Annotated in this window: 15 protein-coding genes, 3 tRNA genes and 1 pseudogene; 10 read left to right on the plus strand and 9 right to left on the minus strand. The window is 61.8% G+C overall.

Annotated features, from left to right (window positions below; translation table 11 throughout):
• The 3 genes from AC1D2N_RS13055 to AC1D2N_RS13065 all read right to left on the minus strand — a co-directional run.
• Positions 1–228: GTP-binding protein (locus AC1D2N_RS13055; protein WP_477981396.1), on the minus strand; the 228-nt coding region annotated here is incomplete at its 3' end.
• Positions 229–575: 347 nt separating this feature from the next.
• Positions 576–649 (minus strand) — tRNA-Gly (locus AC1D2N_RS13060).
• Positions 650–673: 24 nt separating this feature from the next.
• Positions 674–758 (minus strand) — tRNA-Tyr (locus AC1D2N_RS13065).
• A 201-nt stretch (positions 759–959) separates the two neighbouring features.
• On the opposite strand from AC1D2N_RS13065, the gene rlmB reads away from it, so the two are divergent.
• From rlmB to AC1D2N_RS13080, 3 genes are all read left to right on the plus strand, one after another.
• Positions 960–1850, plus strand: coding sequence for a 23S rRNA (guanosine(2251)-2'-O)-methyltransferase RlmB (gene rlmB, locus AC1D2N_RS13070; protein ID WP_047622609.1), 891 nt, complete (start codon positions 960–962; stop codon positions 1848–1850).
• 327 nt (positions 1851–2177) lie between these two features.
• A complete protein-coding gene (locus AC1D2N_RS13075; RefSeq protein WP_003558513.1) occupies positions 2178–2336 on the plus strand; it encodes a hypothetical protein in 159 nt (52 codons plus the stop codon).
• Positions 2337–2400: 64 nt separating this feature from the next.
• The gene (locus AC1D2N_RS13080) at positions 2401–2538 is read left to right on the plus strand and encodes a hypothetical protein (protein WP_003547501.1); all 138 of its coding nucleotides are present in this window, start codon (positions 2401–2403) and stop codon (positions 2536–2538) included.
• 31 nt (positions 2539–2569) lie between these two features.
• Here the strand turns inward: AC1D2N_RS13080 and AC1D2N_RS13085 are convergent, their stop codons facing one another.
• Together AC1D2N_RS13085 and AC1D2N_RS13090 are read right to left on the minus strand one after the other, a co-directional pair.
• Positions 2570–2989 carry a hypothetical protein gene (locus AC1D2N_RS13085; RefSeq protein ID WP_197728283.1) on the minus strand — a complete coding sequence of 140 codons (420 nt, stop codon included), beginning with the start codon at positions 2987–2989 and terminating at the stop codon, positions 2570–2572.
• Positions 2990–3183: 194 nt separating this feature from the next.
• Positions 3184–3259: transfer RNA gene (locus tag AC1D2N_RS13090), tRNA-Thr, on the minus strand.
• Positions 3260–3417: 158 nt separating this feature from the next.
• On the opposite strand from AC1D2N_RS13090, the gene AC1D2N_RS13095 reads away from it, so the two are divergent.
• From AC1D2N_RS13095 to AC1D2N_RS13105, 3 genes are read left to right on the plus strand one after another with little or no spacing between them, the layout of a single operon-like run.
• Positions 3418–4191: an NAD kinase gene (locus AC1D2N_RS13095; protein WP_018241630.1), complete on the plus strand. Its 774-nt coding sequence runs from the start codon at positions 3418–3420 to the stop codon at positions 4189–4191.
• 4 nt (positions 4192–4195) lie between these two features.
• Entirely contained in the window at positions 4196–4711 is a 516-nt protein-coding gene (locus AC1D2N_RS13100) for a hypothetical protein (RefSeq protein ID WP_018241629.1), read from the plus strand.
• A gap of 33 nt (positions 4712–4744) precedes the next feature.
• Positions 4745–5761 (plus strand): alpha/beta hydrolase family protein, encoded by a 1017-nt coding sequence (locus AC1D2N_RS13105; protein ID WP_130652202.1) that lies wholly within the window; start codon positions 4745–4747, stop codon positions 5759–5761.
• Positions 5762–5818: 57 nt separating this feature from the next.
• On the opposite strand, the gene prfB is transcribed toward AC1D2N_RS13105, so the two are convergent.
• The 3 genes from prfB to AC1D2N_RS13120 all read right to left on the minus strand — a co-directional run bounded on the left by prfB (position 5819) and on the right by AC1D2N_RS13120 (position 11127).
• A protein-coding gene (prfB, locus tag AC1D2N_RS13110) for a peptide chain release factor 2 (protein ID WP_112902571.1) occupies positions 5819–6950 on the minus strand; the annotation gives its coding sequence in 2 pieces (ribosomal slippage) (positions 5819–6880 and positions 6882–6950; 1131 coding nt in all).
• A gap of 100 nt (positions 6951–7050) precedes the next feature.
• Positions 7051–9510 carry a penicillin-binding protein 1A gene (locus AC1D2N_RS13115; RefSeq protein ID WP_477981399.1) on the minus strand — a complete coding sequence of 820 codons (2460 nt, stop codon included), beginning with the start codon at positions 9508–9510 and terminating at the stop codon, positions 7051–7053.
• A gap of 360 nt (positions 9511–9870) precedes the next feature.
• A complete protein-coding gene (locus AC1D2N_RS13120; protein ID WP_115156945.1) occupies positions 9871–11127 on the minus strand; it encodes an N-acetylmuramoyl-L-alanine amidase in 1257 nt (418 codons plus the stop codon).
• Positions 11128–11750: 623 nt separating this feature from the next.
• On the opposite strand from AC1D2N_RS13120, the gene AC1D2N_RS13125 reads away from it, so the two are divergent.
• Complete coding sequence (locus tag AC1D2N_RS13125; RefSeq protein WP_130728999.1) at positions 11751–14624, plus strand: Rne/Rng family ribonuclease; 2874 nt, start codon at positions 11751–11753, stop codon at positions 14622–14624.
• 144 nt (positions 14625–14768) lie between these two features.
• Positions 14769–14975 (plus strand): annotated as a pseudogene (locus AC1D2N_RS13130) (type II toxin-antitoxin system VapB family antitoxin).
• Positions 14976–15039: 64 nt separating this feature from the next.
• Here the strand turns inward: AC1D2N_RS13130 and AC1D2N_RS13135 are convergent.
• Positions 15040–16698: an acyl-CoA dehydrogenase family protein gene (locus AC1D2N_RS13135; RefSeq protein WP_028733677.1), complete on the minus strand. Its 1659-nt coding sequence runs from the start codon at positions 16696–16698 to the stop codon at positions 15040–15042.
• A 179-nt stretch (positions 16699–16877) separates the two neighbouring features.
• On the opposite strand from AC1D2N_RS13135, the gene AC1D2N_RS13140 reads away from it, so the two are divergent.
• Both AC1D2N_RS13140 and AC1D2N_RS13145 read left to right on the plus strand, forming a co-directional pair.
• Complete coding sequence (locus AC1D2N_RS13140) at positions 16878–17834, plus strand: aspartate carbamoyltransferase catalytic subunit (protein WP_130652199.1); 957 nt, start codon at positions 16878–16880, stop codon at positions 17832–17834.
• Positions 17831–19120, plus strand: a complete 1290-nt coding sequence (locus AC1D2N_RS13145; protein WP_018241621.1) for a dihydroorotase — start codon at positions 17831–17833, stop codon at positions 19118–19120. The genes AC1D2N_RS13140 and AC1D2N_RS13145 overlap by 4 nt, the downstream gene beginning before the upstream one ends.
• The last annotated feature ends 73 nt before the right edge of the window (positions 19121–19193 follow it).

Consider the following 19193-nt stretch of genomic DNA (forward strand, 5'->3'; position numbering starts at 1 on the left):
TGCGCGTTGCGCGTAGTGGCGGGCCGGCGTCTCATACTCGACGTGCGCCGTCGAGATGGTGATGCCACGGGCCTTTTCTTCCGGAGCCGCGTCGATCTGATCGTACGCCTTGTACTCACCGAAGTACTTCGTGATCGCTGCCGTCAGAGACGTCTTACCGTGGTCAACGTGGCCAATCGTGCCAATGTTGACGTGCGGCTTGTTGCGCTCAAACTTACTCTTTCCCATTTGAATGCTTCCTGTGATCGAAAATGGTGGCCCCGGCGAACCGGTTTAGTGCCGCCGTTTAAGGCTTTCGGCGACATTGCGCAAGACTTAATTGCAGACGCCATTCTTGGCCTGAGAGCGCATATGGGAGACAATTCGCCGCCTGCAAGGCGATTCGCCAAAGCCCCCTCGAAAATCGCTGAAATCTTAAAGAAAATCGCATTGACCGCCGAAGACACACCATAGCCGTTCAGCGTCGAGCGCCTTCCCTGCCAGTCGATAATCGCAATCGTCAGCTTCTCCGCCCGCGCCGGAGACATCTCGGGGACTACGGCAGCAGCGGTCGAATAAAGTAGCGTCACGGAAACTGGAGCGGGTAGCGGGAATCGAACCCGCGTATTCAGCTTGGAAGGCTGCTGCTCTACCATTGAGCTATACCCGCGGGGTGGTCCGATCCGATGACGAATGGTGGAGAGAGTTGGATTTGAACCAACGTAGGCTGAGCCAACGGATTTACAGTCCGTCCCCTTTAACCACTCGGGCATCTCTCCAGTTTTCGTCCGGATCGCAAGACCAAGTTCGTCAGACTTCGAAGCGTTGCTGCCCGTCGTCTGCGCCGCGTATATGACCGGAGCATTTCAGTCTGTCAACACGATGACAACGGAAAAAACACGAAAAATTTCATTCGCCACCGAAAGCCGGCATATGAAAGAAAGCCTATGCGGCAGCGAGCGCCATGGCTATAAAGCTGCATGAGCAAAGACAACAAATCCGGCGGCAAGACCGCGACAGACCCATCCGCCAAGGATACGCATTACGCCACTCTGCGGCGCGCCCACCGTGACGCCAAGCGCGAACGCGGGGAGATTCCGACGCCTCAGCCGCAGAAGCGAAAGCGCGGCGGCGAAGACTGGAAGCCGCCGGCGCTTGCGCCCGACCAGGTGCATCTCTATGGCCTGCATACGGTGCGCGCGGCCCTCGACAATCCCGAGCGCAAGAAGATCAAGCTGTTCGTGACGCAGAACGCACTCGCGCGCCTCGAAGTCGACGTCGAAACGCTCGGCATGCCCTTCGAGATCGTTTCGCCGCAGGAAATCGACAAGGTGCTCGGCCCCGAGGCGATCCATCAGGGTGTGATGCTGGAAACACGGCCGCTTCCGGTACGCCGACTCGAAGCACTGAAGGAAAGCCCTCTCCTGCTCGTCCTCGATCAGGTGACCGATCCGCACAATGTCGGCGCGATCATGCGCTCGGCCGTCGCCTTCAATGCCGGCGCGGTCATTACCACGCAGCGACATAGCCCGACCGAATCGGGCGTGCTCGCCAAGTCCGCCTCCGGCGCGCTGGAACTGATACCTTATATACAGGTTACCAATCTCGCCGATGCGCTCGGTGAATTGCACAAGCTCGGCTTCTCCACCATCGGCCTCGATTCGGAAGGACCGGCGCCGCTCGAAGGCACCTTCTCCGGCGAGAAAGTGGCGCTGGTGCTTGGCTCGGAGGGCAAGGGGCTTCGGCAGAAGACGCGGGAAACCGTCAACGCACTTGCCCGTCTCGACATGCCGGGCGCGATCAAATCTCTCAACGTCTCCAATGCGGCGGCGATCGCACTTTACGCGGCGCGGCTCCACCTGAAGGCATAGGCCGGCCCAAGCAAGGGCAGCCGGTCGGGTCCGTCAATCGGCCCGCGCCGTATCGCCTGCATAGTCCACTTCGACGGGATAGGCGATCATCCGTGACATGCTGGCGTCGCGCGTCTTTTCTGACGCGCTATCGATTCGGATTTAAGGAGTTACGCAGGAGCTCGATCCGGCGCGACAAACGGAAACGGACACGCACAACGCTCGTGCAACGCCCGACCGATGCCAGAAAAATCCATTTTTGCCTTGGAATGACGCCCCGGGGCACTATGATCGGGCGATGATCGGTTGTAGCGACCGGCTCAGCAGCAAGAAGGAACGATCCCTATCATGGCCATTCGACCGCTGATTTTCGGTATCCTCTTCATCGCGGTCTTCGTCGTGATTATCATCAGTATCATCTGGGTGGACACGTCGCACCCCATCCACCAGCCCGATCCTCTGTCGCCGACGGCGCCCGGCCCAGCAACGCCGGGACAGGTGCAATAATACTGGCAGGAACGCCGACGGCGATCATGCGTTAATCCCGGAATCGAACGAGGATTGAACGCTTATGCGCATAATGATCGCCGTCGTCGCCTTCATGGTCGCCTCCGTGCTTAGCATCGCAATGATGTCGCCCTCCGGCGCCGGACAGACCGGCAATGGCGATCGGATCGAGGCGAGCGTCAACGAACCCGTCACTCATTAAAATAACGGCCGGGTGATCCGGGCCGTTATTGTCAACCGCGGTAGAGCCAGAACGGCATACCGCGATCGCGATCACGCCACTCGCGGCGCTCCTGCCAACGCTCGGCACGCCACCGCCGCCAGTGACGGCGATCATCGCGCCAGTCGGACCGGCGCCAATCGCGCTCATCGCGCCAGCCACGGTCGTCACGGTCGCGATCACCTCGCCAGCCACGGTCGTCGCGGTCGCGATCACCTCGCCAGCCATCACGAATTTGAACGATATCGCCCTGCGCCGTCACCGCCGGCCGCTCGGCCGGCATGGCGGCAGCCGGTGCGACGGACGCGAAAGCCGCACCGACGGAAACGGTTGCGGCGAGAAAGAGATGTGCGAGCTTCATGGCTGTTTCCTCATTGCTGATGAGGCGAAGATAAGCGGTCGCGGCTGAATTGGCGGTGAAGCAGCCCTTCAGACGCGGTTCATCAAGCGATACGTGCCATCTGAAAAGCCGGTGCGATTGAGCGAGGCAGCCGTGAACCCAGCTCTGCTTAGAAAGACGGTATCGTGGGGAAAGATGGTGCAGCTAACCGGAGCATTCTCGAACCAGTCCGCCTTCGCTTAGTTGCTCTCTTCGGCTCGCCGAGCCGAAGCTCACAGAGCGTAGGCTGGTGCCCCCGCCAGGGTTCGAACCCGGGACCCCCTGATTACAAATCAGGTGCTCTACCAACTGAGCTACAAGGGCAATAGTTGCCCAACTAGCAGATTCTGTGATTCTGTAAAGGGAAAATCCGTGCCTGCGCGGACAGTTCGGCTGCAGCTCAAAACGCTTCGCGATAGAAAACGTCCTTGTCGCGCAAGGCCTTTATCCTTTAGCTAGGGCAGCATCATAAAGGGCATTGCATGGGCCGTTCATTTCAGACGCTTTCCTTTCTCGCCTCACCAACGACGGAGGCGCTTGCCGCGCGCGAGGAGTTGATTCGCATCTATGGCGACGTCCCGGCCGACGAAGCCGACGTCATTGTCGCACTCGGCGGCGACGGTTTCATGCTGCAGACGCTGCACAACACCATGAACTCCGGCAAGCTGGTTTACGGTATGAATCGCGGCTCGGTCGGCTTCCTGATGAACGACTATCGCACCGACAAGCTTCAGGAGCGCATCTGCGTCGCCGTCGAAAACGTCTTCCGGCCATTGCAGATGACGACGGCCAACGCCGACGGCACCAACTCGACGGCGCTCGCCATCAACGAGGTCTATCTTTTTCGCCAGTCCTATCAGGCCGCGAATCTAAGGGTTATGGTGGATGGGCGCGTCCGTCTGGAAGAACTGATCTGCGACGGGCTGATGGTTGCGACACCTGCCGGATCGACGGCGTATAATCTTTCCGCCCATGGCCCGATCCTGCCGCTCGAGGCGCCGCTGCTCGCCATGACGCCGGTCAGCGCTTTCAGGCCTCGGCGCTGGAGGGGCGCTCTGCTTCCGAACAAGGTGACCGTCGATATCGACATTCTCGAGCCGGAGAAGCGACCGGTGAACGCAGTGGCCGACAATACCGAGGTCAAGTCGGTGCTGCATATTCGCATCGCCCAGTCGGAGCATGTGACGGCGCGCATCCTTTCTGATCCCGACCGCTCCTGGTCCGACCGGATTCTAGCCGAGCAGTTCAAGGATTGAGACGATGGCAATGCGACGGATATTGATGACCAGCCTCCTGCTTGCGGGATGGAGCATTGCAGCGGCGGCCGGCCCGGCGCAGGATGCCCTCCTGCCGGCATCGGTGATTTTCGCGACCAGTACCGGCTACTGGGAGGACGATGGCAATGCACCGGCGGTCGAGCGGGTGCCGACGAGCGCCGAGAGCGTCGCCAATCCCGAGGGAAAGGCCGCGCAGCGCCACGGCTACTACAAGCTCTTTGCCGTCCGCCAGCCGGACAGGACCTCGAAGATCTATCTGCAGCAGATTGCCCAGACCGAGACCGGCCCGGCGATCGCCTCGACCATCGAGCTGCAGGAGTTCAGCGACCTGAAGCCTTACGTTACCGATATACGCCCCGAGAATTCGAACGGCATCATCAAGGAACCGGGGCTCTTCGCCACAGTCTATCTGAAGACCGACCCTGCCGCGGAGCCGGATGGCTGGACCGTGCTGATCGACGAATTCGGCGACATCACCGTCGAGAAAGCGACGAATTGAACGGCTGGGACGTGTTCGAAGGGCATTCAAGAGATGAAACTGGGCTTTCGCGACGGCGTCCTCTACGACGAGAAAAGGTCGAACTGGGACGCAGCCGGCCCTAGACCGATCAGTTGGTCCCTCTGGTACCCCGCCGCCGATGACGCACAAAGCGACGTCCCGGAAAGAAGCTGGTTCCAGAGGGCGGCCGTCGCCCGCGATGCACCCATCCGGCCGGAGGCCGGGCCCTATCCCCTCGTTCTGTTGTCGCATGGCACCGGCGGATCCGCGGCCGGGCTGGAGTGGCTGGCGCGACGCCTGGTCGATCGCGGGTTTGCAGCGCTCGGCGTCAGTCATCACGGCAATACCGGCATCGAGCCTTATCGCGCTGAAGGCTTTGCCTGCCTTTGGGAGCGGGCGCCTGACCTAAGCTACCTGCTCGACCACCGCGATGCATGGCTCAGCGATCTCTCTGGCGATATCGATACGAACAGTGTCTTCGCAGCCGGATTTTCCGCCGGAGCTTATAGCGTGATGCTGCTTCTTGGGGCTGTTGCCCAGTTCTCGCAGTTCGAACCATCGAGGATGAAGCCTGGTGGCGCGCGCGGACCGAGGGAGTTTCCCGACCTTGCCGATCATATCCCGGCATTGCTGCGCACCAGCGATGTGTTTCGCGATTCGTGGTCCCGGATGTCGAACTCCTACCGAGACGACAGAATCAGGGCCGCACTCGTTTGCGCGCCAGGCCGGTCCGTTCTCGGTTTCAGCGAGGAAAGCCTGAAAGCTGTCGATGCGCCTGCCCTTATCCTGGTCGGTGACGCCGACAGGGCGGCACCGGCCGAAGAATGTTCGTCGTGGCTGCATGCGCGGCTCCGGCGCAGCGCCCTTAAAATCTTCGGCGGCGGCCTTGGACATTATGTCTTCGTGCCAGAGGGCACGGCGCTCGGCCTTGCCTTTGCGGCAGAACTCTTTACCGATCCCCCAGGCATCGAGCGCGCAGCCATTCATGAGGAGATTGCCAATCTGTCGGCAGCGCTGTTTCAAGTCAGCAGTATAAGCGCGATGGCTTGAGCAAAACAAAAGCCCCGTCTCCGGGGCTTTTGTTATCTCAATGCATCGATAATCCGATCAGTCGACATCCTCGACGACCGCGTCGGCGGCGCCGCTGATGCGGTGGGCAAGTGCTGCTTCCATGAACTCGTTCAGGTCGCCGTCGAGAACGTCGTCCGGCGCGCTGCTGGCGACACCAGTGCGAAGGTCCTTGACCAGCTGGTAGGGCTGCAGCACGTAGGAGCGGATCTGGTGACCCCAGCCGATCTCGGTCTTCGAAGCGGCTTCGGCGCTTGCGGCATCCTCACGCTTCTTCAGTTCCGCTTCGTACATGCGGGCGCGCAGCATGTCCCAGGCCTTGGCGCGGTTCTTGTGCTGCGAGCGCTCCTGCTGGCACTGCACGACGATGCCCGTCGGGATATGCGTGATGCGCACGGCCGAGTCGGTGGTGTTGACGTGCTGGCCGCCGGCGCCCGACGAACGGTAGGTATCGATGCGGCAGTCGCTTTCGTTGATCTCGATCTGGATCGAGTCGTCGACAACCGGATAGACCCAAATCGACGAAAAGGAGGTGTGGCGACGCGCATTGCTGTCGTAGGGCGAGATCCGCACCAGGCGGTGCACGCCCGATTCCGTTTTCAGCCAGCCATAGGCATTGTGGCCCTTGACGAGCAGGGTCGCGGACTTGATGCCAGCCTCTTCGCCGTCATGAACTTCGAGAAGCTCGACCTTGAAACGCTGGCGTTCAGCCCAGCGGGTGTACATGCGCAGAAGCATGTTCGCCCAGTCCTGGCTTTCGGTGCCGCCGGCGCCGGAATGGACTTCGAGATAAGTGTCGTTGCCATCGGCTTCGCCGGAGAGCATGGCTTCCACCTGGCGGCGTGCAGCCTCGGCCTTCAAGGCCTTCAGCGTGTCCTCGGCTTCCTTGACGACGCTCTGGTCGCCCTCTTCCTCGCCAAGCTCGATCAGCTCGATATTGTCGTTCAGCTGCTGTTCGAGCTGCTTGACACCGTTAATGCCGTCATCCAGCTGCTGGCGCTCGCGCATCAGCTTCTGCGCTTCGGAAGCGTCGTTCCAGAGGTTCGGATCCTCTGCCTTGTTGTTCAACCAGTCCAGCCGTCTTATCGCCTGGTCCCAGTCAAAGATGCCTCCTCAGCAGGGTGATAGCCTGCTTGGTTTCATCGACCACGTTTTCGATTTCCGCTCGCATTTTCCTGCTTCTCTGTCGGTCTTATTCAGGTGCTGGTGACATAGAGACGCCCGCCGCGGATGTAAAGGGCCGCGGCGGGCGTGCAAAATTCAGGCCTCGGTCAGAACAGGCCGGGCGTGCCGGTCTGGACGGCCTGGTTCGCCTGCGGCGAGGTCTTCAAGATCTCTTCCGGCGCCATGGTGCTGTCCATGCCGATCACCGAGAAGCTGTCGGCCGGGCCGGTGCCGGGCTTGAAGGCCTCGACGATGGTGTTCGGATCGCCGTCGCCAGCCGCCATGCCGGTTTTGCGGTCGATCGAAATCAGGTTCATGCCTGATGGAATGACGAACTTCGATTCCGGCGTGTCCTTGACGGCAGCCTGCATGAATTCGTTGAAGATCGGGGCGGACAAGACGCCACCGGTGCCGCCGCGGCCGAGTGGGGCCGGCGTATCGAAGCCCATATAGAGGCCTGCAACCAGATCCGGCGTGAAGCCGACGAACCAGGCATCCTTCTCGTCGTTGGTGGTGCCGGTCTTTCCGGCGACGTCGCGACCGCCGAGATCAATCTTGCCGGCAGCGGTGCCGCGCTGGATGACGCCCTGCATCATCGAGGTGATCTGGTAGGCGGTCATCGGGTCGAGAACGGTTTCCCGATTGTCGACCACATTCGGCTCTTCCTGGTTCTGCCAGTCGCCGGCATTGCAGCCCTCGCACACACGCTCCTCATGTTTGAAGATCGTCTTGCCGTAGCGGTCCTGGATGCGGTCGATCAATGTCGGCTTGATCTGCTTGCCGCCATTGGCGATGACCGAATAGGCCGAGACCATGCGCAGCACAGTCGTGTCGCCGGCGCCGAGCGACATGGAAAGAACTGGCAGCATGTGATCGTAGATGCCGAAGCGCTCGGCATATTCGGCGACGATGTTCATGCCGAGATCGTTGGCGAGGCGCACCGTCATCAGATTGCGCGAATGCTCGATGCCCGAACGCAGCGTCGACGGGCCGCCGGATTCGCCGCCGTAGTTTTCCGGCCTCCAGACCTGGCCGCCCGAGACGATTTCGATCGGCGCATCCATGATGACGGAGGCCGGCGTATAACCATTGTCCATTGCCGCGGCGTAGACGAAGGGCTTGAACGAGGAGCCTGGCTGGCGCATCGCCTGGGTGGCGCGGTTGAATTCGGACTGGGCGTAGGAAAAGCCGCCGACCATGGCGAGCACGCGGCCGGTCTTCGGATCCATCGCGACCAGGCCACCCTGCACCTTCGGCGGCTGCTGCAGGCGATAGGAGGTCGACGCGTCATCGCCGAGCTTTGCGACATAAACGACGTCACCAGGCGCCACGGCGCCGACCGGCGATTTCGTGGTCTTGCGGGCGCCGTCGGCCGAACGGAAGGCCCATTGCATGTTCTTGGCGTCGATCGTGCCGCGCTGGCGGTCGGCGGCAACCTTGCCGCTTCCATCCTTGGCCGGCTGCAGGCCGATGTCGACGGTCGAGTCGGACACGGCGAGCACGACCGCGAGCCGCCATTCCGGCACGTCGGACAGGGTGGGAATATCGGCTAGCGCCTTGCCCCAATCACCGCTTGCATCGATCTGCTTGATCGGGCCGTGGAAACCGCGGCGCTCATCATAGGTGATTAGACCGTCCTGCAGCGCCTTGCGGGCAGCGAGCTGCATCTGCGGATCGAGCGACGTGCGCACCGAAAGTCCGCCCTCATAAAGGACCTTTTCGCCGTACTGGTCGATCAGCTGGCGGCGAACGGCTTCGGCGAAATAATCCGAAGCAAAGAGCGATGGGCCAGTGGTGCGAGCGGTGACGCCGAGCGGCTGCTTCTTGGCTTCCTCGCCGTCGCTCTGGCTGACATAGCCGTTCTCGACCATGCGGTCGATCACCCAGTTGCGGCGCTCGMGCGCCGCCTCGGGATGACGGAACGGATGATAATTGGCAGGCCCCTTCGGCAGCGATGCCAGATAGGCGGCTTCGGCGACGGTCAGTTCGGTGACGGATTTGTTGAAATAGGTGAGTGCTGCGCCGGCGATGCCATAGGAATTCAGACCGAAGAAGATCTCGTTCAGGTAGAGTTCGAGGATCTTGTCCTTGCTGTAGGCCTGCTCGATACGGAAGGAAAGGATCGCTTCCTTGATCTTGCGGTCGATGGTCTGGTCCGAGCTCAGAAGGAAATTCTTGGCCACCTGCTGGGTGATTGTGGAGGCACCGACCGGGCGGCGGCCGGAACCGAAATTCTGCAGGTTAACGAGAATTGCGCGGCCGAGGCCGGTGAGATCAACGCCCGGATGATTGTAGAAATTCTTGTCTTCGGCCGACAGGAAAGCGGCCTTCACGCGGTCGGGAATAGCCTGGATCGGCAGGAAGAGACGCTTTTCCTTGGCGTATTCGGCCATTAGAGCGCCGTTTCCGGCATGGACGCGGGTCGTCACCGGCGGCGCATAGCTGTTCAGAACGGCATAGTCCGGAAGATCCTTCGCGACATTGGCGAGATAGATGGCAATACCCGCCGCCGCGACCAGAAACAGGACGCAGGCCATTCCGAAGAAATATCCAAAAAGTCTAACCATATTTCAGCTACCGGTCTTTTCGATCTTCAATCGGCGCAGCCGCAACGATTGTACAGATCAAGGCAATTTGCACGTTGCGCGGCTTACTCCATGAGCGTTACCGCCACAAGCCGATTCCGCGCTCAAGGCTTACGAAACATAAGCCGGAGTAACGGCGCGAATGTGAGCAAAATAGGGCTGTCTGCGCCGCATTCACCACCGCCGCCGCGTTTCATTAGAACTGTCACATCCAAGCAACGCCTGCCGCTGCCGCTAATCTGAGGCATCTTGCTCAGAACTTGATTCAGGAGACGCACTTCAAGTCTTTGTTTTTATGCATGTCGTCGAGCTGCAACCCCTTCAGATTTTGGGGCGCGTATATTAGCCGCCATTCGCCATGACGGCGGCGCGGTATCGCTTGACTGCGTCGGTCAAGAGACCGGCGATCTTCCCGCGCCAGGCCTCGTCGAGCAGCAATTTCTCATCCTCGGCATTCGAGAGGAACCCAATCTCGAGAAGGATCGAGGGCACGTCAGGGGCCTGCAGCACACGGAAGCCGGCATGACGGTGCGGATTGTTGATGGTGCCGACCTGATCCTTGAAAGAATTCAGCACGCTCTCGGCCAGCGAGATCGAGAAAGCCTGCGTCTCGCGCCGCGTCAGATCGAGCAGGATGTCGGCAACCTCGGGCGGCTCGGCGACCGTCTCCTTGCCGGCGATCTGGTCGGAGAGGTTTTCCCGTTCGGCAAGGTCGGCGGCGAGCTTGTCGGATGCCTTGTCGGAGATCGTGTAGACGGTGGCGCCGCGGATATCCTTCTGCTTCAGCGTGTCGGCATGCAGCGAAATGAAAAGCCCAGCGTGGTTCTGGCGGGCGATCAGCACACGCTGCGAAAGCGACAGGAACTCGTCATCCTCACGCGTCAGGAAAGCCTTGATGCCCGGCTCCTTGTTCAGCCGGTCGGTCAAAGCCTTGGCGAAGGCAAGCGTCACCTGCTTTTCCTCGGTCTTGGTGTCGACGCCGATCGCGCCGGTATCGATGCCGCCATGGCCTGCATCGACGGCGATGACGAAATCGCCGGGAGCAGCTTTTTCCGGTGCCGGAATGGCGCTGGTCGTCTGAGCCGCCTCACCTCGATCGCTCCAGGATTGCGTCTTCACCAGTTCGGCAAAGGCCCGCTTGTCGATCATCTCGGCATCGAGCACGAGGCGATGACCCTTGCCGGCCTCGTCGGCCTGCACTTTGGCAAGCGCCAGCTTGACCGGCCCTGCCGTCGTCAGCACGATGCGGGCGCTCTCCTCGTCCATCTTGCCGTAGCGGATATCCTTGAACAGGCCGCGGGCGGCAAGATCCTTCGCCGGAAAACCGAAGGCGGTCGCCGGAAGGTCGACGACGATGCGTTCCGGATTGGCGATATAGTGGACCGAGAAGCGCGGCTCGCGATCGAAATCGATGACGATGCGCGTCCTTGCATCGTCGCCGACGATGCGCGCGCCATAGGCAAGCAGCGGATCCCCGGCCTCGACGGAGCTGGCAGCGACCGGCAGGAGACTAGCGGCCAAAAGCGCCGCCAGAACCCGCCTTGCGATTGTCGATCGCCGCGCTGCGGATTTCGCCGCGATCCGAGCCCTCTTAAACAATAAACCGCACACCCTATTTGTATTGCGATGGACCCGACGCAGCTGCGGCCAGCGTCCCTGTGACGAAACACCCGCTGTGGCCTGCCGAATCGCGATCACTTTATCCCCAGTTTCTATGCGTTGCGAAATCCATCAATATTATGGCACATTTGGCTTTTCCCTTGCTATTGTGACACAGAAAACATACAACGAATTTCAGGGTAAAGTGTTGACGGGATAGAGTCGCCGCAAAGGCTGCCAGCCAGATCAGGACCTGGCGCCACACCGGTCATCGTCCGCCGTCTCATGCGCTTAATCCCTAGAACTGGATCCTGATTTTCCGGCTCATTGTCGGAATTCATTGGTGGATCAGCCACCACGCTCTCAGGGAGCAAACTCATCGGACCCGAACGGGTCTTCGTATTTGTCGATCACGCTTGGTTGTTGATGGTTTCGCAGCAGGTTTTATCTGAAGTGTACAGGCCCCGGACCGAAATGGTTCCGGTTGCGGTCTGGCTGCTGCCCTCCCCCTCGCATCAGGCGCGACTTTCATTATCCGGCGCGGCCACTGCGGACCGCATTCTTTCTGTCTCAACAGCAGTCGGGAATGCGCTCTCGCGGCCACGCCGAGGAGCACAGCTTACATGGCAGACAAAATGCTTATCGATGCGTCTCACGAGGAAGAGACGCGCGTCGTTGTCGTTCGCGGGAACCGCATAGAAGAATTTGACTTCGAGTCCCAGCACAAGAAGCAGATCCGCGGCAACATCTATCTTGCAAAGGTAACGAGGGTCGAGCCCTCGCTGCAAGCCGCCTTCGTCGACTACGGCGGCAACCGGCACGGCTTCCTGGCCTTCGCCGAAATCCATCCCGACTATTATCAGATACCGCTTGCCGACCGTCAGGCATTGCTTCGGGCCGAAGCCGAGGAGCATCGCCGCGACGAGGACGTCGAGCATGTCGAAACCGCACCGATGGTCGATCTTTCCAAGCAGGATCAGCCGGATGTCGGCATCGTGCCGGCAGAGGCGCCGGAAACGGCTGCCGTAACGGAAGAGACGGCAGCGGTAGAAGCCGCAGCATCTCCCGCGGCCGCCGAGGAAGCGCCGGCGAAGAAGGCAAGGCCGCGTCGCAGCCGCAAGAAGGCCGTAGAACCGGCCGCCGAAACGACGGCGACCGAAGACGCTGTTCCCACAGACGTTGAAGCCGAAGGAGCGTCGAGCGTCGACAACCAGGATGACGGCTCGACCGGCGGCGCGATGGCCGCCATGGTGGAAACCGACTCGATCTCCGAGGACGTCGATACCAGCAAGCGTCGCCACGATGATGACGACGATGATGACGATCACGGCGAAGAGGAAGTCATCGAATCCGTCGGCGCCGAAGACGCCATGGAAGAAGTGCCGGACCGAGTGCAGCGCAAGCCGCGCAAGCAGTACCGCATTCAGGAAGTCATCAAGCGCCGCCAGATCCTGCTCGTGCAGGTCGCCAAGGAAGAGCGCGGCAACAAGGGTGCAGCCCTTACCACCTATCTCTCGCTCGCCGGCCGCTATTCCGTCCTGATGCCAAACACGGCGCGCGGCGGCGGCATTTCCCGGAAGATCACCAATCCTGCCGACCGCAAGCGCCTGAAGGAAATCGCGCGCCTGCTCGAGGTGCCGCAGGGCATGGGCGTCATCCTTCGCACCGCCGGTGCCAACCGCACCAAGGTCGAGGTCAAGCGTGACTTCGAATATCTGATGCGCCTATGGGAAAATGTGCGCACGCTGACGCTGGCGTCCACCGCTCCCTGCCTCGTTTATGAGGAAGGCTCGCTGATCAAGCGCTCGATCCGCGACCTCTACAACAAGGATATCAGCGAAGTCATCGTTTCCGGTGAAGAAGGCTATCGTGAAGCGAAAGACTTCATGAAGATGTTGATGCCGAGCCATGCCAAGGTGGTTCAGCCTTACCGCGACATCCACCCGATCTTCTCGCGCTCCGGCATCGAGGCTCAGCTCGACCGCATGCTGCAGCCGCAGGTGACGCTGAAGTCCGGCGGCTACCTGATCATGAACCAGACCGAAGCGCTGGTCTCGATCGACGTCAACTCCGGCCGCTCGACCCGCGAACATTCGATCGAAGACACCGCGCTGCAGACGAATCTCGAGGCTGCAGACGAAGTCGCCCGCCAGCTTCGCCTTCGCGACCTTGCCGGCCTGATCGTCATCGACTTCATCGACATGGAAGAGAAGCGCAACAACCGCGCTGTCGAGAAGAAGCTGAAGGAATGCCTGAAGAACGATCGCGCCCGCATCCAGGTCGGCCGGATCTCGCATTTCGGCCTGCTCGAAATGTCGCGACAGCGCATCCGCGCGTCGGTTCTCGAATCGACCACGCAGGTCTGCTCGCATTGCGGCGGCACCGGCCACGTGCGCTCGCAGTCCTCCGTCGCGCTGCATGTCCTGCGCGGTATCGAGGAATATCTGCTGAAGAACACCACGCACAACATCACCGTGCGCACCACGCCTGACATTGCGCTCTACCTGCTCAACCACAAGCGCCAGACGATCATCGATTACGAAAGCCGTTTCGGCGTCGCTATCGTCATCGATGCGGACGGTTCGGTCGGCGCACAGCATTTCGCGATCGATCGCGGCGAGCCGGTGGAAAACCCGGTCAAGATCGAAACGCTCTTCAACTTCGCGGCCATTCCTGAGGATGACGACGACGACATCGTCATCGAAGTGGATGAGGACGAAGACGAGGAACTCGAGGAAAAGCCGGCCGTTGCCGAACGGCCCGTCGCAGCACGCTCGGAAGGCGAAGCTGACGGCAACCGCAAGCGCAAGCGCCGCAGGCGCCGCCGTGGCCGCAACGGCAATGCCGAGCAGCCGGCATCGGCAGCAGGCGAAGCCGGCGACGAGGATGAGGACGGTGACGACGAGGGCAGCGAAGGTGATGAAACCACCGAAGCTACGCCCGAGACACGCGCTGAAAGCGAAGAATCGCAGCGCCGCAAGCGGCGCCGTCGCGGCAAGCGTGGTGGCCGTCGCAATCGCGCCGAAGATGGCTCCGAACTGACGGCTGGCGAAGCCGGTGAAGACAATGGCGGCGACGAGGACGAAGGCGACGACGTTTCGAACGACGGCGCTCCGAGCGAAGCCGTAGCGGTCGAGGCGATTGGCGAGCCGGCCGACGAAGGCCAGGCCGCGATGGCAGCCGTCGAGAGCGCAACCGTCATAACCGAAGATGTGAAGCCCGCCCGCAGCCGCGGCCGCCGCAAACCGGCCGCAGCGCCGGTCGAGGAACCGGTTGCCGAGACTGCACCTGTGGCCGAGGCCGAACCGGAATTGGTTGAAGCCTCCGCCGATCTCGAAACATCCGTTCAGGAAGAGGCAAAGCCGGTTCGCGCCAACCGCGAATCCAACATCTCCTCCTCCGAGCCGACGGTGAAATCCACCCGCGTCGAGAATGGCGAAGGCGATGACGGCAAGCCGAAGAAAGCCGGCTGGTGGCAGCGCCGTGGCTTCTTCTGAACGCTGATTTTCGGACGTAAACACTGAAATCCGGCCGCGGCGACGCGGCCGGATTTTCGTTTATGGCGATGACATCGTCGCCGAGCTTGGACCGCCGTGACGTGGATGTGTATCTCTTATGATGATTACACTTGGGGCGCGATCATGCGGACGAATATCGATATCGATGATGCCTTGCTCGACGCGGCAATGACCGCCACGGGGATTGGCGACAAAAAAGGCCACCGTCGACCGGGCCTTGCGAAGTCTCGTTGAGAGGCACCGCCGGAAAATGCGATCGCAGATCTCGCAGGGATAGATTGGGAAAGCGACCTCGGCGCGATACGTCGCGACCGGCCGGACGATCTGTGATCGTCGTCGACAGGGCCCGATGGTCGAGCGTCGCGGCCTCGGGACCGCCTCAGCGCACTTGCGATCAGGCCGCCGGCGGATAGAGCAGGTCGACGATGTAGCTGGCGTCGAAGCGGGAATCGAGCATGCCGTAGGTGGAGCGCCAGCCGCCGGCAAGACGCGTCTCGATGAAGGCATCGGCAATGCGCCCAGCGCCCAGCCGATAGAGTTCGGCGGCACCGGCGGCGAGCGCCAGCTGCTCGACGAGCAGGCGGGCGGCGCCCTCATCCTGTTCACAGAGCGCGATTGCGGCGCGCAGCACGTCGATCGTCTTCTTGCCCGCAGGGCCGAGATCGCGGGCTAGGCCGGCGAAGACCGTTTCGAACAGATCCTTGCCGCGGTTAAGCACGCGCAGCACGTCGAGCGCCATGACGTTGCCGGAGCCTTCCCAGATGGCGTTGACGGGAGCCTCGCGGTAATGGCGGGCGATCGGGCGTTCTTCGATGTAGCCGTTGCCGCCAATACACTCCATCGCCTCGTAGATCAGCGCAGGCGCGATCTTGCAGCACCAGTATTTGGCGACCGGCGTCATGACACGGGCATAGGCCGCTTCCTCGGCATTGCCGCGCGCCTTGTCGAAGGCGTCGGCAAGACGGAAGGACAGTGCCGTCGCGGCGGCGACGTCGAGCGCCATGTCGGCGAGCACCCTCGTCATGATCGGCTGGTTGACGAGCATCTTGCCGAAGACGCTGCGGCCGCGGGTGTGGTGGACGGCTTCGGCGAGCGAGGCGCGCATGATGCCTGACGAGGCCAGCGCGCAGTCGAGCCGGGTGAGCGTCACCATATCGAGGATCGTGCGGATGCCGGCATCCGGACCACCGAGCAGGAAACCGAAGGTGTCAGTAAACTCGACCTCGGAAGAGGCGTTGGAGCGGTTGCCGACCTTGTCCTTCAGCCGCTGAAACTGCAGCCCGTTGGCGGAACCATCCTCCAGAAGGCGCGGCACGAGAAAGCAGCCCATGCCCTCCTTCGTCTGCGCCAGCATGATGAAGGCATCGCTCATCGGCGCGGACATGAACCACTTGTGCCCGGACAGCCGGTAGATGCCCTCGCTGACCTTTTCGGCAGCGCTCCTGTTGGCGCGCACATCCGTGCCGCCCTGCTTTTCCGTCATGCCCATGCCGATGGTCACGGCGGATTTCTGCATGGCGGGCTTGTTCGACGAATCATATTTGCGCGAGAGAATTTTGGGCGCCCAGTCCTTCTGGACCGCGGGCGAGGCCGAGAGTGCCGCAACGGAGGCGCTCGTCATCGTCAGCGGGCAGAGATGGCCGGATTCCAGCTGCGACGTCAGATAAAAGCGCGCAGCGCGAACCTTATGGGCCTCGTCCTTGGCCTCGGTATCGGCCTGGGGGTCCCAGACGGAGGAATGCAGGCCGACCGACATGGAGCGGCGCATCAGCGCATGCCAGGCCGGGTGAAACTCGACGACGTCGACGCGTTCACCGCGCGGACCGTGGGTGCGCAGCTGCGGCGCGCCCTGGTTTGCCATGCGCGCCATCTCCTGCGCCTCCGGCGAGGTGACGTAGCGGCCCATGTTTTCCAGGTCTTCGCGGATGCCGCGCGGCAAAGCCGCTGTCAGATCGACGATCAGCGGATCGGACCGATAGGCATTGATGCCGGACCACAGGCTCGGCTGGTTGAGTTCTGCGAGTTTGTCGTCAGTCCGGTTGGCGGAGGTCATAATTCGCTTCTAGTGTAAGAACCCGGCAAAGGGAAACCGGAAGTTATGATTCGGTTCATTCTGCTCTATCGGAATTCGGGCGAAAATGCATGGGGACATAAGCCTTTGCCCACAGCACATGCTTGCCCCGGCGGGCAGCACTCTTTATAGACCCGCCAGAGACAGCAAGAGGCAGGGTCATGGTCTTTTTCCCCCACCGCCACCTCATCGGCATCAAGGGCCTCACCGAGCAGGATATCACCTATCTTCTCGACAAGGCGGACGAGGCCGTCAAGATCAGCCGCCAGAGAGAAAAGAAAACGTCGACGCTGCGCGGGCTGACGCAGATCAACCTCTTCTTCGAGGCATCGACCCGCACGCAGGCCTCCTTCGAGCTTGCCGGCAAGCGGCTCGGCGCCGACGTCATGAACATGTCGGTCGGCAATTCCTCGGTGAAGAAAGGCGAAACGCTGATCGACACGGCGATGACGTTGAATGCGATGCGCCCAGATGTGCTGGTGATCCGCCATTCAAGCGCCGGTGCGGCCGCCCTTCTCGCCCAGAAGGTCTCCTGCTCGGTCGTCAATGCCGGTGATGGGCAGCATGAACATCCGACCCAGGCGCTGCTCGACGCGCTGACGATCCGCCGCGCCAAGGGCAAGCTATCGCGCATCGTCGTGGCGATCTGCGGCGACGTGCTGCATTCGCGGGTGGCGCGCTCCAATATCCTGCTGCTCAACGCGATGGGCGCCCGCGTGCGTGTCGTCGCGCCTGCGACCCTCCTGCCCGCTGGCATCGCCGAGATGGGTGTCGAGGTCTTCCATTCGATGCAGGAAGGGCTGAAGGACGCCGACGTCGTGATGATGCTGCGGCTGCAGCGCGAGCGAATGTCCGGCGCCTTCGTGCCTTCGGTGCGCGAATACTATCACTTCTACGGGCTCGACGCCGAAACGCTGAAAGCGGCGAAGGACGACGCGCTGGTCATGCATCCCGGCCCGATGAACCGCGGCGTCGAGATCGCCTCGGAAGTGGCGGACGGGCCGCAGAGCGTGATCGCCGAACAGGTGGAGATGGGGGTCGCGGTGCGCATGGCCGTCATGGAGACGCTGCTCGTCTCGCAGAACCAGGGTCCCCGAAGCGATGGAATGATGGCATGAGCAACCCGATCGTCCTCAAGAACGTCCGCATCATCGATCCGTCGCGCAATCTCGACGAAGTCGGGACGATCATTGCCGAAAACGGCGTGATCATTGCCGCCGGCGGCAAGGCGCAGAACCAGGGTGCACCGGAAGGCGCCGTCATCCGCGACTGCACGGGCCTTGTCGCCACGCCCGGGCTCGTCGACGCGCGCGTCCATGTCGGCGAACCCGGCGGCGAGCACCGTGAGACGATCGCCTCGGCGAGCCGGGCGGCGGCGGCCGGCGGCGTCACCTCGATCATCATGATGCCGGACACCGATCCTGTTATCGACGACATTGCGCTTGTCGAATTCGTCAAGAAGACGGCGCGGGATACGGCCGCCGTCAACGTCTATCCGGCGGCCGCCATCACCAAGGGCCTTGCCGGCGAAGAGATGACGGAGATCGGCCTCTTGATGCAGGCAGGCGCCGTCGCCTTTACCGATGCCCATTCCAGCGTCCACGACACGCAGGTGCTGCGCCGGATCATGACCTATGCGCGCGAATTCGGCGCCGTCATCTCCTGCGAAACGCGCGACAAATATCTCGGCGCCAACGGCGTCATGCATGAGGGGCTTTTCGCCAGTTGGCTCGGGCTCTCCGGCATTCCAAGGGAAGCCGAGCTCATCCCGCTCGAACGCGATCTCAGGATCGCGCAGCTGACGCGCGGCCGTTATCACGCCGCGATGATCTCGGTGCCAGAATCAGTCGAGGCGATCGAACGCGCCCGCAGCCGTGGCGCCAAGGTGACCTGCGGCATCTCGATCAACAATCTGGCGCTCAACGAAAACGACATCGGTGAATACCGCACCTTCTTCAAGCTCTATCCGCCGCTGCGCCCGGAAGATGACCGGGTGGCCATGGCCGACGCCCTTGCGAGCGGCGCGATCGATATCATCGTCTCCTCGCACGACCCGCAGGATGTCGATACGAAGCGCCTGCCCTTCGGCGAGGCGGAGGACGGCGCGATCGGCCTCGAAACCATGCTGGCGGCAGCCCTCAGACTTCACCATGGTGGCCAGGTGAGCCTGATGCGCCTGATCGACGCCATGTCCACCCGCCCCGCGCAAATCTTCGGCCTCGCCGCCGGCACGTTGAAGCCGGGCGCTGCGGCCGATATCGCGCTGATCGATCTCGATGAACCTTGGCTTGTCGCCAAAGACATGCTTCTCTCCCGCTCAAAGAATACGCCGTTCGAGGATGCGCGTTTCAGCGGGCGGGCGGTCGCGACTTACGTCTCGGGAAAGCTTGTCCACGCACTCTAGAGCAATTCCTGATTTCTCTGAGTGACGGAAATGCTCTATCTTTTTGTTTTTACGCAATTCCGGACGCAAAACC

The sequence above is a fragment of the Rhizobium sp. P1_B8 genome (assembly GCF_056406515.1).

Bases quoted from the DNA above. Each gene is read 5' to 3' on its own strand.
- AC1D2N_RS13100 (WP_018241629.1), top strand. From the start codon at position 4,196: ATGGCAATGCGACGGATATTGATGACCAGCCTCCTGCTTGCGGGATGG.
- AC1D2N_RS13095 (WP_018241630.1), top strand. From the start codon at position 3,418: ATGGGCCGTTCATTTCAGACGCTTTCCTTTCTCGCCTCACCAACGACG.
- AC1D2N_RS13075 (WP_003558513.1), top strand. From the start codon at position 2,178: ATGGCCATTCGACCGCTGATTTTCGGTATCCTCTTCATCGCGGTCTTC.
- AC1D2N_RS13140 (WP_130652199.1), top strand. From the start codon at position 16,878: ATGGTCTTTTTCCCCCACCGCCACCTCATCGGCATCAAGGGCCTCACC.
- rlmB (WP_047622609.1), top strand. From the start codon at position 960: ATGAGCAAAGACAACAAATCCGGCGGCAAGACCGCGACAGACCCATCC.
- AC1D2N_RS13145 (WP_018241621.1), top strand. From the start codon at position 17,831: ATGAGCAACCCGATCGTCCTCAAGAACGTCCGCATCATCGATCCGTCG.
- AC1D2N_RS13105 (WP_130652202.1), top strand. From the start codon at position 4,745: ATGAAACTGGGCTTTCGCGACGGCGTCCTCTACGACGAGAAAAGGTCG.
- AC1D2N_RS13080 (WP_003547501.1), top strand. From the start codon at position 2,401: ATGCGCATAATGATCGCCGTCGTCGCCTTCATGGTCGCCTCCGTGCTT.
- AC1D2N_RS13125 (WP_130728999.1), top strand. From the start codon at position 11,751: ATGGCAGACAAAATGCTTATCGATGCGTCTCACGAGGAAGAGACGCGC.
- AC1D2N_RS13135 (WP_028733677.1), bottom strand. From the start codon at position 16,698: ATGACCTCCGCCAACCGGACTGACGACAAACTCGCAGAACTCAACCAG.